This window comes from Pseudochrobactrum saccharolyticum, from assembly GCF_008801715.1.
GTDB classification, from domain to species: Bacteria; Pseudomonadota; Alphaproteobacteria; order Rhizobiales; family Rhizobiaceae; genus Pseudochrobactrum; species Pseudochrobactrum saccharolyticum.
In genome coordinates this window covers 686,116-703,108 of the sequence record NZ_VZPG01000001.1, presented here as the reverse complement: position 1 = coordinate 703,108, position 16,993 = coordinate 686,116, and the positions used below count along the sequence as shown (strand labels likewise).

Annotated in this window: 16 protein-coding genes; 11 read left to right on the top strand and 5 right to left on the bottom strand. The window is 53.5% G+C overall.

The features are described 5' to 3' along the window. Positions 1-3 precede the first annotated feature (3 nt). The 4 genes from F7P81_RS03180 (at position 4) to tdh (ending at position 4,069) form a co-directional block, all read left to right on the top strand. A complete protein-coding gene (locus F7P81_RS03180) occupies positions 4-609 on the top strand; it encodes a helix-turn-helix domain-containing protein (RefSeq protein ID WP_022709491.1) in 606 nt (201 codons plus the stop codon). Positions 610-667: 58 nt separating this feature from the next. Next, positions 668-1,750: an NAD/NADP octopine/nopaline dehydrogenase family protein gene (locus F7P81_RS03175; RefSeq protein ID WP_210246206.1), complete on the top strand. Its 1,083-nt coding sequence runs from the start codon at positions 668-670 to the stop codon at positions 1,748-1,750. A gap of 86 nt (positions 1,751-1,836) precedes the next feature. After that, a complete protein-coding gene (locus tag F7P81_RS03170; RefSeq protein WP_151158544.1) occupies positions 1,837-3,024 on the top strand; it encodes a glycine C-acetyltransferase in 1,188 nt (395 codons plus the stop codon). A 10-nt stretch (positions 3,025-3,034) separates the two neighbouring features. Then, positions 3,035-4,069, top strand: coding sequence for an L-threonine 3-dehydrogenase (gene tdh / locus F7P81_RS03165; protein ID WP_116086661.1), 1,035 nt, complete (start codon positions 3,035-3,037; stop codon positions 4,067-4,069). Positions 4,070-4,138: 69 nt separating this feature from the next. Here tdh and F7P81_RS03160 read toward each other — a convergent pair whose 3' ends face one another. Beyond that, positions 4,139-4,798, bottom strand: a complete 660-nt coding sequence (locus tag F7P81_RS03160; protein ID WP_151158543.1) for a TetR/AcrR family transcriptional regulator — start codon at positions 4,796-4,798, stop codon at positions 4,139-4,141. A gap of 146 nt (positions 4,799-4,944) precedes the next feature. Between F7P81_RS03160 and F7P81_RS03155 the strand changes: the two genes are divergently transcribed. The 7 genes from F7P81_RS03155 (at position 4,945) to F7P81_RS03125 (ending at position 12,422) form a co-directional block, all read left to right on the top strand. Beyond that, entirely contained in the window at positions 4,945-6,456 is a 1,512-nt protein-coding gene (locus F7P81_RS03155; RefSeq protein ID WP_151158542.1) for an ABC transporter substrate-binding protein, read from the top strand. Between the two features lie 179 nt (positions 6,457-6,635). Then, the gene (locus tag F7P81_RS03150; RefSeq protein ID WP_022709497.1) at positions 6,636-7,640 is read left to right on the top strand and encodes an ABC transporter permease; all 1,005 of its coding nucleotides are present in this window, start codon (positions 6,636-6,638) and stop codon (positions 7,638-7,640) included. A 5-nt stretch (positions 7,641-7,645) separates the two neighbouring features. Continuing rightward, positions 7,646-8,500, top strand: a complete 855-nt coding sequence (locus F7P81_RS03145) for an ABC transporter permease (RefSeq protein WP_210246200.1) — start codon at positions 7,646-7,648, stop codon at positions 8,498-8,500. A 53-nt stretch (positions 8,501-8,553) separates the two neighbouring features. Continuing rightward, the gene (locus F7P81_RS03140) at positions 8,554-8,913 is read left to right on the top strand and encodes a RidA family protein (protein WP_210246199.1); all 360 of its coding nucleotides are present in this window, start codon (positions 8,554-8,556) and stop codon (positions 8,911-8,913) included. A 40-nt stretch (positions 8,914-8,953) separates the two neighbouring features. After that, positions 8,954-9,316, top strand: coding sequence for a Rid family hydrolase (locus F7P81_RS03135; RefSeq protein WP_022709500.1), 363 nt, complete (start codon positions 8,954-8,956; stop codon positions 9,314-9,316). A gap of 30 nt (positions 9,317-9,346) precedes the next feature. Beyond that, the gene (locus tag F7P81_RS03130) at positions 9,347-11,107 is read left to right on the top strand and encodes an ABC transporter ATP-binding protein (protein ID WP_210246198.1); all 1,761 of its coding nucleotides are present in this window, start codon (positions 9,347-9,349) and stop codon (positions 11,105-11,107) included. A gap of 112 nt (positions 11,108-11,219) precedes the next feature. Then, positions 11,220-12,422: a cyanate transporter gene (locus tag F7P81_RS03125; protein ID WP_151158539.1), complete on the top strand. Its 1,203-nt coding sequence runs from the start codon at positions 11,220-11,222 to the stop codon at positions 12,420-12,422. A gap of 9 nt (positions 12,423-12,431) precedes the next feature. Here F7P81_RS03125 and F7P81_RS03120 read toward each other — a convergent pair whose 3' ends face one another. The 4 genes from F7P81_RS03120 to F7P81_RS03105 are packed head-to-tail and all read right to left on the bottom strand — an operon-like array spanning position 12,432 to position 16,993. After that, the gene (locus F7P81_RS03120) at positions 12,432-13,115 is read right to left on the bottom strand and encodes a phosphoribosyltransferase (protein WP_151158958.1); all 684 of its coding nucleotides are present in this window, start codon (positions 13,113-13,115) and stop codon (positions 12,432-12,434) included. Further along, positions 13,102-14,283, bottom strand: coding sequence for an amidohydrolase (locus F7P81_RS03115; RefSeq protein WP_151158538.1), 1,182 nt, complete (start codon positions 14,281-14,283; stop codon positions 13,102-13,104). Before F7P81_RS03115 ends, F7P81_RS03120 begins: the two co-directional genes overlap by 14 nt. A gap of 5 nt (positions 14,284-14,288) precedes the next feature. Beyond that, positions 14,289-16,070 carry an adenine deaminase gene (locus F7P81_RS03110; protein ID WP_151158537.1) on the bottom strand — a complete coding sequence of 594 codons (1,782 nt, stop codon included), beginning with the start codon at positions 16,068-16,070 and terminating at the stop codon, positions 14,289-14,291. After that, positions 16,067-16,993: a nucleoside hydrolase gene (locus F7P81_RS03105; RefSeq protein WP_151158536.1), complete on the bottom strand. Its 927-nt coding sequence runs from the start codon at positions 16,991-16,993 to the stop codon at positions 16,067-16,069. The genes F7P81_RS03110 and F7P81_RS03105 overlap by 4 nt, the downstream gene beginning before the upstream one ends.

Genomic DNA, 16,993 nt, shown 5'->3' with positions numbered 1-16,993 from the left:
CAAATGAAGCAGCTGACACCACCGGAAATCGGGCCTCGTTTGCAGGCTTTGCGTAAAGAGCGAAAACTTACACTGGCAGATCTCTCCGTTATGGCAGGCGTATCGCGTTCCATTCTTTCCGAGATCGAGCGTGGTAATGCCAATCCGACCTATGGCACGCTGTGGCATCTGACACAGGCGCTTGGGGTTAATCTGGATTGCCTGATGGGCGGCGTGACCAATGAGCGGACAGATCAGATTCATCTGCTGCCCGGCAATCTGACGCCGACGATCCGCAGTCCGGACGGTACCTGTACTTTGCAGATTCTGGCACCGGCCGGCATGATTGCGCTGATCGAATGGTATCTCCTGAACTTTGATCTCAACGGCAAGCTGGAGAGTGAGGCGCATAGTCCGGGAACAATGGAGCATCTGCATTGTCTTGAGGGTGAAATCCACGTTTCCAACACAGCGTCACAAACGGTGGTCAGGGCAGGCGAGACAGCCCGTTATTCGGCAGAGGTGCCGCATTGCCTGACCAGTATCGGCAGCCAGCCTGCCAAAGCTTTTCTGGTCGTTGCCTTTGCCGGTGTGAATGGCGGCTTTGGCAGCAATTTACGACCCAAATAACAAAATGCGGAACAACCGCAGAATAATTTGAATGATTATGAGTGAGGAACAGAAAACTATGCGGGTAGGGATTATTGGCGCCGGATCAATCGCGTTTGGTATGGCAGCATTTCTGGAACAGGCAGGTCACACAGCTATTCTCTGGTCACCATCGGGTGAGCGCACAAAGGCGCTGGCTGCAGGCGAGGCGCTGACTGCCTCCGGTGCTGTGACCGGTACATTCCGGCCGCAGGTGGCTGCTGATGCACGTACATTGGCAGAAGGTTCTGATGTGCTGGTGGTGGCTCTACCTGCCTATGGGCACAAGGCGGTGCTGGATGCTGTGGCACCTTATATCCGTGCAGAGCAGAGCGTTATCATCAGCTCCCATGCCTCCTTTGGTGCGCTCTATCTGTCCCGCCTTCTGGCTGTGCGTGATATCAGCGTTCCGGTTATTGCGTGGGGAACAACGGTTGTCTCAGGCCGGCAGCTGAGCCAGACGGAAGTGAATGTAAATACTGTGCGCAAACGTATTGATCTTGCGACAGTGCCGGAATCTCGCAGCACGGAAGGGCTGGCACTTTGCCAGACATTGTTCGGGGATCGTTTCGTGGATCGCGGCAGCCTGCTGGCCATTGCCTTGTCCAATCTCAATCCGCAAAACCACATGGGTATTGCACTGGGGAATATGACCCGTATGGAACGCGGTGAAAGCTGGAGTCAGGGACAGAATGTAACACCGAATGTCGGGCGTCTGCTGGAAGATCTGGATCAGGAGCGCATTAATGTTGCCACAGCTCTGGGGCTGCAAGTGCGGACAATCTTCGAGCATTTCCATCTTTCATTCCATGTTCCTGTCAGCTCGATTTCGCAGATGAATCAGGAAATGCATGCCGCAGGCAATGGCGGTTCCGGCCCGACCACAGCGGACAGCCGCTATGTCACGGAAGATGTGCCGTTTGGTCTGGTGATGACTGCCAGACTGGCTCGCCTTGCAGGGAAGCCGGCTGAATTGCATGAGGCAGGCGTTAAAATCTTCTCGGCAATGTACGGACGGGATTTTACTGCTGAAAACGATCTTTTGAACGCATTGGATATGGATGCGCTTTCCCTGTCTGACCTGACCGGACTTTGCAAAAATGGCTATGCAACCGGTCAATAACTGATCTGCATTCTGTCTGCCCTGCATCGGAAAATACTGATAAAATGCAGGGCAGATGCCGGTATAATTGTGAGAGAGCTTCAAGCATGACACATGATTTTCTTCGACATCTCCGTTCCGAGCTGGATGGCCTGAAAACATCCGGCCTGTATAAGACCGAGCGTATTATTACCTCCAAACAGGCCGGTGAAATCGAAGTGGCCTCGGGAGATCGCGTTCTGAATTTTTGTGCCAATAATTATCTCGGACTGGCGGATAATGAAGAACTGACAGAATCTGCCAAGCAAGCGCTCGACCGTTATGGCTACGGCATGGCTTCGGTGCGCTTTATCTGCGGGACGCAGGAAGAGCACAAACAGCTGGAAGACCGCATTTCCTCATTCCTCGGTATGGAAGATACTATTCTTTATTCTTCCTGTTTTGATGCGAATGGCGGGCTTTTTGAAACGCTGTTCGGTGAAGAAGACGCAATTATTTCGGATGCGCTGAACCATGCCTCGATTATTGACGGTATCCGCCTGTCGAAGGCAAAACGGTTCCGTTACGCCAATAATGATATGGCCGCGCTTGAAGAAGAGCTGAAGAAGGCGGAAGGCTCCCGCTTTAAACTGATCGCCACAGACGGCGTGTTCTCGATGGACGGGATTATTGCCAATCTGCAGGGCGTTTGTGATCTCGCAGACAAATATAATGCAATGGTCATGGTCGATGACAGCCATGCGGTTGGTTTTGTCGGCAAAAATGGTCGCGGCTCTGCTGAATATTGCGGCGTTGAAGGACGGGTTGATATTATCACCGGCACGCTCGGTAAGGCGCTTGGCGGTGCATCCGGCGGCTATACATCTGCCAAGGCTGAAACTGTGGAATGGCTGCGTCAGCGCTCACGGCCTTATCTGTTTTCCAACACGCTCGCGCCGGTTATTGCCGCTGCATCGCTGAAAGTTTTTGATCTGATCGAAAACGGTGCGGAGCTGCGCGCGCGTCTTGCTGCGAATGCAGAATTGTTCCGCCGTGAAATGACGAAACTCGGCTTTAAACTTGCCGGAGACGGCCACCCGATCATTCCGGTGATGCTGGGTGATGCGGCGCTGGCACAGGAAATGGCTGCGCGAATGCTTGAAAAAGGCGTCTATGTGACCGGCTTTTCGTTCCCTGTGGTGCCGAAAGGTCAGGCGCGTATCCGTACACAAATGTCGGCAGCCCATTCGGAGCAGGATGTACGCAAAGCCATTGCGGTCTTTGAACAAACCGGCCGTGAATTAGGCATTATCTGAGGGAACTCCAATGACGAATATGATGAAAGCCCTGGTGAAAGCAAAGGCAGAACCGGGTCTGTGGATGGAGCACGTCCCTGTTCCTGAGATCGGCCCGAATGATGTGCTGATTAAGGTCAAAAAATCCGCAATCTGCGGTACGGATGTGCATATCTGGAACTGGGATCAGTGGGCACAAAACACCGTGCCTGTGCCGATGGTTGTCGGTCATGAATTTATGGGCGAGATCGCAGAGATCGGCTCGGCTGTGACCAAATATAAAGTCGGTGAACGCGTCTCGGGTGAGGGGCATATTGTGTGCGGCAAGTGCCGCAACTGCCGTGCGGGACGTGGTCATCTGTGCCGCAATACGCTGGGCGTGGGTGTGCACCGCGCGGGTTCTTTCGGAGAGTTCATCTGCCTGCCGGAATATAATGTGGTGGCAATTCCCGATGAAGTGCCGGATGAAATTGCCGCTATTTTCGATCCTTTCGGCAATGCCGTGCATACGGCTTTGTCCTTCGATCTGATCGGCGAGGATGTGCTGGTTACCGGTGCAGGCCCGATCGGCATTATGGGGGCAATGGTCGCCAAACGTGCGGGCGCGCGCAAGGTTGTCATCACCGATATCAATCCGGTGCGCCTGGATCTCGCCAAGAAAGTCGGCATTGATTATGTGGTGGATGCCTCAAGAGAAAATCTTGATGATGTGATGAAGTCCATCGGCATGACAGAAGGCTTTGATGTCGGGTTGGAAATGTCCGGCGCTGCACCTGCATTCCGCGATATGATCGACAAGATGAATAATGGCGGCAAGATTGCTATTCTCGGTATCGCCCCTGCCGGTTTTGAAATCGACTGGAACAAGGTCATTTTCAAAATGCTCAATCTGAAAGGCATTTACGGGCGGGAGATGTTTGAGACCTGGTACAAGATGATCGCCTTTGTGCAGGGCGGGCTTGATCTGTCTCCGGTTATTACGCACCGTATCAAGATTGATGAATTCCGCGACGGTTTCGAGGCCATGCGCTCCGGTAATTCCGGCAAAGTTGTCATGGACTGGTAAATACGGCTTGCGCTTTTTATTCTGCCGTCAGATTTTAGCGATCTGACGGCAGTTTTTGTTTCATAAGGCTTATTCCGCGCCTAGCTTCAGATATTTCTCAATCATATCCACAACGTGAAGGCGGCGTGTGCGGATATTCTCCTCTGAGGAGATATCGACGCCAAAAGTAACGGACAGCGTATATTGGCTGGAAAGATACATGAAGCTGAGAGAGACGATGGAAATATAAAGCTGGGTGGCATCGATCCCTGAGCGGAATATTCCGGCAGCAACACCGCGGTCGAGCTGTGTCTGGATCGACTGGATAAACGGGCGTGACGAACGCGGTATGCTCGGGATGGTACGGATGAACTCTCCCTGCAACAGGTTTTCGCCAAGTACGAGTTTGATAAAAGCGGGGGTGTCCCGCATATAATCAAAGGTGAATGCGGTCAGGGTTTTAATCGCATCCATCGGGTCGCGGTCGAGTATGCTCAGCTCCGCTTCCCTGCCGCGCAGCTGATTATAAACCTGTTCCAGAGCCGCTTTATACAGCGTCTCTTTGTTCTGGAAATAATGGTAAAGCATGCGGATATTACAGCCCGCACGCTCGACAATACGCGATGTGCTGGCGCCGCTCAGGCCATATTCGCAAAATTCAACAATGGCTGATTCGAGAATAGCCTGGCTTGTGGCTTGTGCATTGCGCGAGCGCACAGCTTTGGAAGTGTTCATATCCACTTTACTCATTCTGTAATCCTCCGACGCTCTGACATTTCAGATCGTATATTTACGCATTTTGCAATGAGGGCAATTGACAAGAAAGTAAGTAATAGCTTACTTATTTAAAAAAAACTACTTCTTGTCACGCATGACATAAAAAGAGGAGGGGAAAGATGATTAAGGGAATTAAAAAGGCTCTGCTGTTGGGGGCTGCACTGGCTGTCAGTGTCGCGGGATCCCCGGCACAGGCTCAGAAATCTGATCAGATTACTGTTGCGATTACCGAAGGTGTGACGGGCTATAATCCTTATGCGGATTCCGTTGTGCTGATCGGCTCGATCTGGTGTCAGATTTATGGTTGCCTGACGCGCTGGGATTTTGAACAGGCAAAATTCGTTCCGTTTCTGGCAGAGAGTCTTGAGCCTGAAGATGACCTGAACTGGATTCTGACATTGCGGCCGGATCAGAAGCGTCATAACGGCGATCCGGTTGTTATTGCAGATGTGATCCATTCGATGGAGCGCGCGCGTAACGACCCGCAGAGCATGTCTCAGGCTTCTGTCCAGTATATTAAAAATGTTGAAGCGCTTGATGATCTGCGTATGCGGATTACAACAACGCAAAAAATCTCCACACTGCCGAATTATCTGGCATTCATGCAGATCACATCCAAATCCATCTATGACAAATACGGCGCGCAGGAAGCTGATCGTCATCATCCGATTGGTGCAGGCCCGTATAAATTGGTGGAAGTCGGTATCGGCAGCCATATTGTGATTGAGCGCGTGGATGGCCATCCGATGGTCAGTGAGACAAATCCGAAGCGCATTCTTTACCGGATGATGACCGAGCCGGAGCAGCGTGTGACCGCGCTTGCCAATGGTGAGGTACAGATCGCGCAGGGAATTCCGCCGCAGCTCATTAACCGCGTGCAGCAAATGTCGAATGCGACAGTTGAAATGGTCGATTCCGCAGAAGCTATGTTCATTGCCATGAGTCCTGAGACCAAGCCATGGAATGATGCACGGGTACGTAAAGCGGTATGCCATGCAATCAACCGTGAGGGCATTGCCCGCGCTATTCTCGGTAATCAGGCAACCTTGCTGAATGGACCGGTCGGTGCAGGTCAGCTTGGCTATGATGCAGATTACAAGACACCGTTTGATTATAATCCGGAAAAAGCAAAGAGCTTATTGGCAGAGGCCGGTGCAACCGGTGTTGCGGTTGATCTTTATACGCCGGTAGGACGCTATATTGCAGACCGCCAGATTACCGAGGCGATTATTCCGATGCTGGAAGAGGCGGGCTTTAAAGCAACGCTGAAGACACCGGAATGGGCAACTCTGTGGACGAATGTACAGCGCGGCGACACACCATTCTATTATATGGGGCGCGGCAATATGCTGGATCCGTCTCCTGCGCTAGCGCAATATTTTGAAACCGGTGCATCACCGCGTCTGAAATATTCCAATGTGGAAGTCGATAAGCTGCTGCAGGCCGAGCGTGAAGAATTTGACTTCACCAAACGGGTCTCCATGCTGAATAAAGCCATGGTGACAATCACGGAAGACGCTCCGGCTTGTTTCCTCTGGCTGCACCGTCTGGCATGGGGTGTTTCTAAAAGCATCGACTTCAAACCGAGCAAAGCCGACCGCGTGAACGGCTGGGAAATCCACCTGCGCTGATTTCCGATGCGGATTTTCTGAAACCGGATAAGGGATATTCCTGTCCGGTTTCGGGAGCCTGCCGATCCGGTTGCACTGATCAGACTATGTACCCGTCTTTTTAATATTGCGTATGCCGCAGCCGGAAGTTTGCTTCCGCTTCGCCGTGGCATGCTCCGGTCAATTCCCGAGGATTTTCCATGTTGGGCTATACGCTGAAGCGCGTGTTGGGCACAATTCCTGTGCTCTTCATGGTGACACTTTTGATTTTTGTACTGATAAAACTCGCACCCGGCGATCCCGTGGATATGCTGGTCAGCGATGAGGTAACTGAAGAGATCCGGCAGAATATCCGTATTGCCTGGGGGCTCGATCAGCCTGTCTATATTCAGTATCTGACCTTTATCAAGAATGCACTGATGGGGGATCTGGGAGAATCCTTCCGCTATCGCGAACCTGTCATGGATCTCATTTTACAGCGTTTGCCGGCCAGTATTGAGCTTGCCATCTATTCCACACTGCTTGCCGTCATTCTGGGGCTGCCACTTGGTGTCTGGGCAGCCAGCAAGCCGAATTCCTTTGTCGATACGATCGGCTCAATTGGCGGGTTTTTCGGTATCAGCCTGCCAAATTTCTGGCTTGGTATTCTCCTGATCCTGCTCTTTGCAGGTATGTTCAATCTCCTGCCATCGGGCGGGCGTGCAACATGGGGCATGGATGTTCCGGCTATTACAGGCTTCCTGACAATCGATGCACTGCTTGCAGGGCGTTGGGATGCGCTTTGGGATGCAGTGCGACATCTGACATTGCCGGTTATCGTATTGGGCACCAATATGGCGGGCATCATTATGCAGATTACCCGTGCATCCGTGCTGGAAAATCTGCAGGAAGATTACGTCATGACCGCCCGCGCCAAAGGTATGTCGGCACGTGTCGTTTTGTGGCGCCATGCTTTCCGCAATGCTTTGATTTCCGTTGTCACCATCATCGGGCTTGAATTCGGCACACTCATCAGCGGTGCGATCATTGTTGAGACGGTCTTCTCGTGGCCCGGCATCGGCTATCTGCTGCTACAGGGCATAACCTTCCGCGATTTTCCGCTGATTACCGGCCTTGTCCTCGTCTACACCTCGCTTTTCGTTTTCATTAATCTCGTGATTGACATGATTTACACGATTGTCGATCCGCGTATCCGTCTGAGGTAATGCCGATGACTTTCCGCTTCAGTACAGAAAAACTCACAGAGATTGTCAGAACGCCGAAAGCTGTTTTCGGGCTGGGTGTTGTCAGCCTGTTGTTGATTGCAAGCCTCTTTGCACCATTCTTGGCACCGTTTGATCCGAACAAGCAGGATCTGATGCTGGCTTTGATGCCGCCGCAACCGACCGGCCCGCATTTTCTCGGCACGGATCATGTCGGACGGGATCTGTTAAGCCGCATCATTTACGGCACGCGCGTTTCGCTGATTATTGCCGTTGCCGTGGTTATTTTCTCCGGTCTGGTTGGCGTCACACTCGGCGTGGTTTCCGGCTATTACGGCGGTCGTGTTGACTCTGTCATTCAGAAATTTCTGGAGGTCGTCTGGGCTTTCCCGCCCTTGCTGCTGGCGATTTCCATTGTCGCTTTCCTTGGTCAGAGCCTCGGCATTCTGATTATCGCGCTCGCCTCACAGCGCTGGATTCCCTATTGCCGTCTGGCACGCGCCGAGGCACTGAGCTTGCGTGAACGGGATTTTGTTGTGGCCGCTCGGTCTCTCGGTGCGCGGGACGGTCACATCCTGTGGAAGCATATTCTGCCTAATCTCATCCAGTCATCCCTGATTGTCGGTACTTTCGCCATGGCGACAGCGATTATTGCTGAATCAAGTCTCAGTTTTCTGGGGCTGGGTGTGCCTGCATCAACACCGACATGGGGCGGAATGCTGGCGGATGCCCGCTCTTACATCAGCACATCGTGGTGGATGGCCTTCTTCCCCGGCCTTTGTATCTTCACCACAGTTTTGGCGATCAATCTGCTTGGTGATGTTCTCAGGACGCATTTTGATCCTCGTCTGAGCACGAGATGATCTGAACTTCGTTATCCAAAAATTCTGCAACTTAAAAAGAAGGAACAACTACTTTGGTCGAACGTATTGAAATCTCAAAGACTGATGGCGCTCTGAAAAGCATGGCCGTTGTTCATAATGATATGGTGTTTTTGTCCGGTGTGCATGCAACCGACACAAGCGGTGATATTAAAGAGCAAACAAGAGAAGTTCTGCAGAAAGTGGACAAGCTTTTGGAAGCCGCAGGCTCCGATCACAAATCCATTTTCGTTGTTCATATCTGGCTGAAAGACATGCGCTATTTCGGTGCCATGAATTCTGTGTGGAATGAATGGGCTGATCCTGCCAACCCGCCTGCACGTACCTGCGTCAGCGGAGAGCTCTACCGTTCCGATGTGCTCGTGGAAGCTGTTGTGATTGCTTATCGCAGCTGAAACACAGAGTGAACTCAAGCCTTAAGAACTGGAGAACCCTATGGAACTGAGAGAGCTTGGCCGGATCGACGGAGCAGGGCATCAGCCGAGAATATGTCTCGGAAAAGCATCCGACAAACTGGCTTCGGTCTGTCTGACAGCACCGGATAAAGGGGGAGATGTCAAAGACCAGTCTTTGCAAATCCTGAATATCATTGATGACTATTTTCAGAGTGTCGGATCATCGCGCAAAGACATTCTGATGGTACAGGTCTGGCTGTTCGATATCAGCGAATATGACGCTTTTTGCGAAGTGTGGAATGACTGGATTGATCCTGAAGGTGTTCCGGCATTGTCGGTCGTAACGGGACATGCGGCACGGCGTGACTGCGCCGTCGAAATTCGCGCTTACGCCGCTTGCTGAGACCATAAAGTCTGTTTGCCGGAGATTATGATGACCGAAAAATTGCTCGAAATTTCTGACCTCGCTGTAAAGTTTAAGGGTATGGATGCCGCAACTTTTGCTGTGAAAGGCATAGACCTTGCCATCGGGCGCGGGGAGATCGTGGCGCTGGTCGGTGAGTCCGGCTCCGGCAAATCGGTAACGGCCAAGTCGGTGATGCGGCTGGTCGGATTTATGGGCGGCACAATCACCGGCGGGCAGGCACTGCTCTATGACAAAGCGGGGCAGAGCGTTGATCTCTACGCGATGGATGAAAAGCAGGTGCAGGCGCTGCGTGGTGATCGCATTGCCATGATCTTTCAGGAGCCGATGACATCGCTCAATCCGGTTCTGACGATTGAGGCGCAACTGGCTGAGGTTGTTATCCGGCACCGGCAGGTGAGCAAGGCTGAGGCAGGGCGCCTCGCATTGGAAGCACTCAATCAGGTGCGTATTCCGGAAGCAGAGCGACGGTTGAAACAATATCCCCACGAGCTCTCAGGCGGTATGCGCCAGCGTGTGATGATCGCTATGGCCATTCTGTGCAAGCCGGATTTGCTGATTGCCGATGAGCCGACGACAGCACTGGATGTGACTGTGCAGGCGGAAATTCTGGCTCTGCTGAAAACTATTCAGCAGGAAACCAGCATGGCCATTCTGCTGATTACCCATGATATGGGGATCGTGGCCGAGATCGCCGACAAGGTTGTGGTGATGCTGAACGGAGCAATTGTTGAAAGGGGGGAGGTTCACGCTGTTTTCAATAATCCGCAGCATGAATATACCCGCCGTTTGCTGGATGCCGCGCCTAAGCTTGGTGAGATGCGCGGTAATGATGCCATTGCCGTTGAGAATACATCGGATGCTGTACTGAGTGTGCGCAACCTCGTGACACGGTTTTCGGTGCGTCAGGGCATGTTTCAGCGCGTTGTTGCCAATGTTCACGCCGTGGAGAATGTCTCCTTCGATCTGCGGGAAAAAGAAACCCTATCACTGGTTGGCGAAAGCGGTTGCGGTAAATCCACGACCGGCAAAGCGATCATGCAACTGATACAGGCCAATAGCGGTGAAATATGGCTGCAGGGGCGTAAACTGGGAGACATGAATGCCTCGGATATGCGTGAAACACGCAAACGTATCCAGATGGTTTTTCAGGATCCTTATGCGTCTTTGAACCCGCGTATGACAGTTGCGCAGATTGTTGCGGAACCGTTGCATATTCATGGTATGGGAACTGCTGCTGAAATACAGGCACGGGTTTTGCAATTGCTGGACAGGGTGGGGCTGACAAAGGCACAGGCTGACCGCTACCCGCATCAGTTTTCAGGCGGACAAAGGCAGCGTATCTGCATTGCCCGCGCACTGGCTCTGAACCCGAAAGTCATTATTGCCGATGAGCCGGTTTCCGCTCTGGATGTGTCCATTCAGGCGCAAATTCTGGATTTGCTGGAGGAAATTCAGGAGGAATATGCCATTTCCATCCTTTTCATTTCCCATGACATGGCGGTGGTTGAAAAAGTCAGTGACCGCATCGCGGTCATGTATCTGGGTGAGATTATCGAGATCGGCCCGCGTGATGCTGTCTTGAGTTCACCTGCACATCCTTATACGCGGCGTTTGCTGGACGCGGTGCCGATTGTGCATCCGGAGAAACGCCGTGAGCGCAAGCTCTTGTCCCGTGAACTCAAAAGCCCGATCCGTCCGGTCGGCTATCAGCATGAGGCAATTCCGCTGAAGAGCGTCGGCTTTGAACATTACGCACGTATCAGCTGACATATAAGACAAGATTCCGATAAAGCAGGCAGTTTTCAGGGCGCTGTGAGCGTGGTGCGCGGCTGCCTGTTTCACTATGCCTGCAGGCAAAACGATCAGGAGAAAGAAGAATATGAAGGGAGGCAGAAATTATCTTTTCCTGATGGCTGTTATTGTTGTGGCGCTTAATCTCCGGCCCTTTATTGCGGCTATCGGCCCTCTCGCAGAAGATATCAGTCACGCAACCGGATTGAGCCATCACGGTATGGCGCTGTTGACACTGATACCTATGGCGCTGATGGGCTGTGTGGCATTTGCCGGTCCCGCATTGTTACGTACGGGTGAGATGCGCGGTATTCTTCTTGCGGCGCTGACCTGTATTACTGTCGGCACTTTGATGCGGCTGACTGTAACCACAGGGCCTGCATTGCTGATGACAGCAGCTATTATCGGCCTTGGCGTTGCGGCGGTGCAGGCGCTTTTTCCTGCAATTATCAAGCAGCGTTTTCCTGATCGTTTTGCCAATATTATGGGGCTTTATTCCGCTATGCTACTGGCAGGCGGCGCGCTTGGTGCGCAATTGTCGCCTGTTATTGTGCAGCTGGCCGGAACATGGCAGGCAGGCTTTGGTTATTTTGCAATTTTGGGACTTCTTGCAACTGTTCTGGTCTGGGCAGTACTCCCTGCTTCAACCTCGGTTCAGGCCGGTAAAAGCCTGACAAAATTATTCTCCCGTCCGCGGACATGGTTGCTGATGATTGCATTCGGGCTGGTGAACGGCGGTTATTCATCCGTCATAGCCTGGCTTGCGCCTTATTATCAGGAAGCGGGATGGAGTGTTACGGCGAGCGGTAGTCTGCTTGCCGTCATGGCACTGTGTCAGGCTGTTTCCGCGCTGATTATGCCTGCTTTGGCGCAGGGCAACAGCAGGGATCGCAGACCATGGCTGTGGCTGGCGCTTGCGATGCAGTTTACAGGATTTGCCGGTTTTGCTTTTGCACCAGCAAGCGCTCCGTTTCTTTATGTTGCGCTTGTCGGTGCCGGACTGGGGGGCTGTTTTTCACTGCTGCTGGTGGTGGCTCTGGAGCACATTCCTGACCCGTTACAGGCCGGAGCACTCTCCGCAGTCATGCAGGGCGGAGGTTTTTTGCTGGCAGCGCTGCCGCCTTTGATTGTTTCCGTGCTGCATGAGCAGACCGGAAGTTTTGCTGCGGGCTGGAAATGGCACATGGTCAGCATTGCTATTGCGGCAATCCTGACCAGACGCCTTGATCCTGAAACTTACAGTCCGGCTATGTTGTTGCTGACTGATCCTGTGAATGCATCTGACCTGTAAATGGTCTTGTCAGGCGGCGATTATCCAGCCGCCGTTGTCACCATGCTTCAGCATCGGTGTGGTGAAGCAGCTGCGTGTCATCTCGGCAAATTCAATGCCGATCTGCTCAAGCGGTGCATGCCAGCGCTGGGTTTGCAGCATTGCCGCACCGATAACAACCGGCTTGAGTGCACGGGAGTTCAGCAGATTGAGCGCTGCTACAATCGACGTGCCGCTGGAGATCACATCATCCACCAAAGCAATACGGCGGCCGTCGAGCAGCGGCAGCATACGCGGGTCAATATAAAGCCGTTTGATCTGATCCGGTGTGGTGATGGAAGACAGCGGTACCGACAATTCTTCCTCATACCAGAATTTGCGCGAGGTGCCCAAAGGCACATAGCGGCTGTGGCCGAGTTTACGTGCTACTTCGCTGGCAAGGGTCAGACCCAGCGTTGGCAGGCCGACAATCACATCCGGTTCAAAAACCTTGAGTTTAGCGGCCAGATCATCGGACAAAGCATCAACCACATCAAAGGCCGCCTGATTGACGATCAGAGATGCCAGCGCGTGTTGTTTGTCGGAGAGAGGACGGATCGGCAGTTGCAGCTGACGGCCGTCATCCAGCGTGGCCGGAAAGAAAGTTTCATGCACACCCTGTACATTGAAAGTTTCAGGCGCATAGAGTTTTTGCCAGAATTCATGCGGTTGCATCATGGTCTCCCGACAATTCCTGTTCCACAAGGCGTGTCCAGAAACGCACGCCGTGTTCAATGGCATCGTCATTGAAGTCATAGGCGGTATTGTGGTGCAGGGCACCGTCTACTGCAGGGCCATTGCCGAGCCATACATAGCAACCCGGTGCCTCACCGGCGAAGAAGGCGAAATCATCGCCCGCAGTGGAAGGCGGGAAGCTGGTGCGTACTTTGCTGCCAAATACATCCTGCGCGGCACGCAATGCACGTGCTGTAGCGTCGGCATTGTTGACGACCGGCGGAATGCGACGGATAAAATCATATTCGGCAGCAATGCCATACATCATCGCTGCGCCTTGTGCGAGACGGCCGATTTCCTGCTCAAGCTGGTCACGGACATGCGGAGTATAAGCGCGAGCTGTGCCGCCGATTTCCACAATATCCGGAATAACATTAAGCGCCTTCGGGTCACCGGCCTGCAAGGAACAAGCGCTGACGACAGCCGGTTGCAGCGGGTCAACAACGCGACCAATAATCGTCTGTAATGAAGCGATGAAAGTAGCCGCTGCCGTGACCGGATCTTTGCCGAGATGCGGTTTTGCGCCATGGGTGCCGGTGCCGCGGAAGGTGACGCGCCAGCTGTCAGAAGAGGCGAGTTGCGGGCCTTCAACCACAGCGATTTCATCAGGATCAAGACCCGGCATATTATGCAGGCCATAGACCGCATCGCACGGGAACAGATTGAACAGTCCTTCTTCAACCATGCGCTTGGCGCCACCGCGACCTTCTTCTGCAGGCTGGAAGATGAAATGCACAGTGCCGGAGAAATTACGGCTTTTGGCAAGCGCACGGGCTGCACCCAGCAGAAGCGTGGTGTGGCCATCATGGCCGCAGGCATGCATTTTACCGGCGAATTTTGATTTATAAGGACGATCTGCCATTTCCGGCATGGCCAGCGCATCCATATCTGCGCGCAGGCCAATGGTGCGGGTGCCGTTACCGATCTGCAAAGTGCCGACCACACCTGTGCCGCCAAGACCGCGATGAATGGTGATACCTGCCTCTTCCAGAAGTTTGGCAACAATATCCGAGGTGCGCTCTTCTTCAAAACCGAGTTCAGGATGCGCATGCAGATCGCGGCGCAGCTCGGTCAGAAAAGCAATATCGTCGAGGATAGGATCAGTCATGGGTATTACTCTGTCACTTGCAAGATAGGGGAGACCAGCACTTGTCCGGTTTTAACATCGGCAATGCCCTGATCAGTCTGGTGCGGGCCGGCATTGCAGGCCAGTGTTGCACCAAAACAGGCTTTGAAAATGAGATAAGGCGGCTGCCAGTCAACCACATCATCCATAGCTGTGCGCAAAGCTGCAAACTGTGCGGCGACATCGGTCAGCGATGCCTCGGACACCAGACCAGAGACCGGCAATGGCAGCAGGGCGGTGACTTTGCCATTGAATGCAACAGCCATGCCGCCACCGGCAGCAATCACCGCATTGGCTGCGAGTGCCATATCTTCCTCATTGCCGCCAAAGACTGTGAGATTGTGGCTGTCATGGGAAACTGTAGTGGCGAAAGCACCGCGCCAGCTGCCCCATTCACGCAGAAAGCCAACGCGCGGTTTCGCTGCTGCGCGGCCATGGCGATGGGCAACGGCAATCATAGTTGCACCTTGCGGCGGCACTACAAAACCATTGGCAACGTCCGTTTCCGCTTGTCCCCATTGGGTAAAGCGCGGGCGATCAATGGTTGCCACCACAACGCGCTTGGCATCGCTGCGAATGCGGAAATCATCGGCGCTTAAAGCACCGATCTTCATGGATTGCAGGAAATCACCGGAGCTGGTGTTGGTGAGCTTTTGTGCGAGAATACCATTTGAAGCAGTTACCGCACCATTGGTTAGCACTGTCTGCGCAGTGAAATCGGACAGGTTGTCGAAGATTACAATATCAGCACGGCGACCTGCTGCAATCAATCCGAGGTCATCACGGCCAAAGCGGCGTGCTGCATTGAGTGTTGCCGCCTGCAAAGCCCATTCCGGTTTCATGCCATAGCGCACCAAGCGGCGCACTACGTCATCCAGACCACCGGCATTGAGCAGATCGTCCGGGAACACATCATCCGTGCAGAGTGTCACCGTCTGCGGCAGATGACCGAGACGGTTTAGTTCTTGCACAAATTCCGGCAACAGATGGTCGTGGGAGCCGCGCATCTCAATGGTGAGTCCGGCACGCAGTTTTTCCATCAGATCTTGACCGGAAACCAGCTCATGATCGGAAGTCACACCCGCTGCCATAAAGGCCGCGAGATCAGAGCCGGTGAGGCTGCGTGCATGACCGCAAACCGGCTTGCCCGCTGCCAGCCCCGCATGGACAATAGCACTCATCCGCGGTTCGCCGTCAATGACATTGCGCATGGTCATGACTTCGGCAATGCCGCCGATTTCAGGACGTGCCAGCAGGTTATTCAGCACATCAGCGTCAAAATCTGCACCGGCCAGTTCCAGTCCCGGTGCGGACGGCACACAAGAAGGTGCCAGCATAATAGTGCGCAGCGGCAAATCACGGGTTGCCGCAATTGCCCAGTCGACACCGGCTACGCCATGCACATTGCCGAATTCATGCGGGTCCCAGACAATGGTTGTTACACCACGCGGCACCACGGCTTGTGCATAGGTGGCAGGGGTGATCATCGAGCTTTCAATATGCATATGCGTATCGATCAGGCCCGGTGTGATATAACCGCCTTTGGCGTCAATGATTTTTGCCGCATCTTTGCGGCTGTCCGGTGTATGAACGGAGGCAATCAGAGCGCCGGTGATGCCGATATCGACACGGCGATGTTCGCCGGTCACCATATCAATGACGGTGCCGTTGATAATCAGACAATCAAAAGCTTCTGCACCGCGTGCCGCCGCGGCTGCCCGCAGGCGCAGTTCAGGAGAACTCAGATCAAAAGGTTCTGCACGTGTCATGATTTGGCTGCCTCTGTTCTGAGGGCATCGAAAATAATGCCGAGAATGGCTTCCGCATCGCCGTCAGCTGCATAGGCCGCGTTGAAGGTTGCATGGCTGGAGCGGGTTTCCACCACAGTGCGGCCGCGTGTCATCGAGCCGCAAAGTTCCGCACCTATAAAAGCCCTGTCAAAACGTACGAAATCAGGACGGGCAAAGGCCACAGCGGCCGCCGGATCATAGAGCGCCATAGCTGTGCGGCCGCGCGAGATCGCAATATTGATAAAACCGCCGGTCATATCGGCGATTAAAGCGGCATTGGCACCACCGGCTGCACGGATCGGATGCACATCATCTGGCGTGGCGAGAATTTTACGGCAGAAATCAAGTTCCACCATTTTCAGTGGCAGCTCATGGGCAAGCACAATTGCCAGCGCTTCCGGATCGGCAAGAGCGTTGAACTCGGCTGAGGCCGTGTGATTGCCTTTGCCAATGCCGCCGCCCATCCAGACCAGTTCGTCAATCCGTGCTGCCAGATCGGGGCGCGCCAGTGCCAGTGCGGCAATATTGGTGAGGGGGCCAAGTGCAAGAACGCGCTTGGTGCCGCAGGTATTTTCCAGCCAGTTGCACAGGGCGGTGAAGGCACAGCCCTGTGTATTATCTTCACAGACAGGTAGGTTCAGGCCGAGTGTCGGAATGCCGGTTTCGCCGAGAATTCCGGCGGCAGTTTCAATCTCCGCCAGAACCGGTTTGTGCCGCCCGCGATAGATCGGAAAATTCCAACCGAAAACCTGTGTCGCGCCCGCCGCATTGCGGCAGACCTGACCAAGTTCCGTATTTCCGAAAATGAGTGACACACCGTCGATTTCAAGCCCCAGATGTTTCACCACCAGAATGGCGGCTATATCATCAAAGCCCATATCCGTATCAATCCAGACACCCAT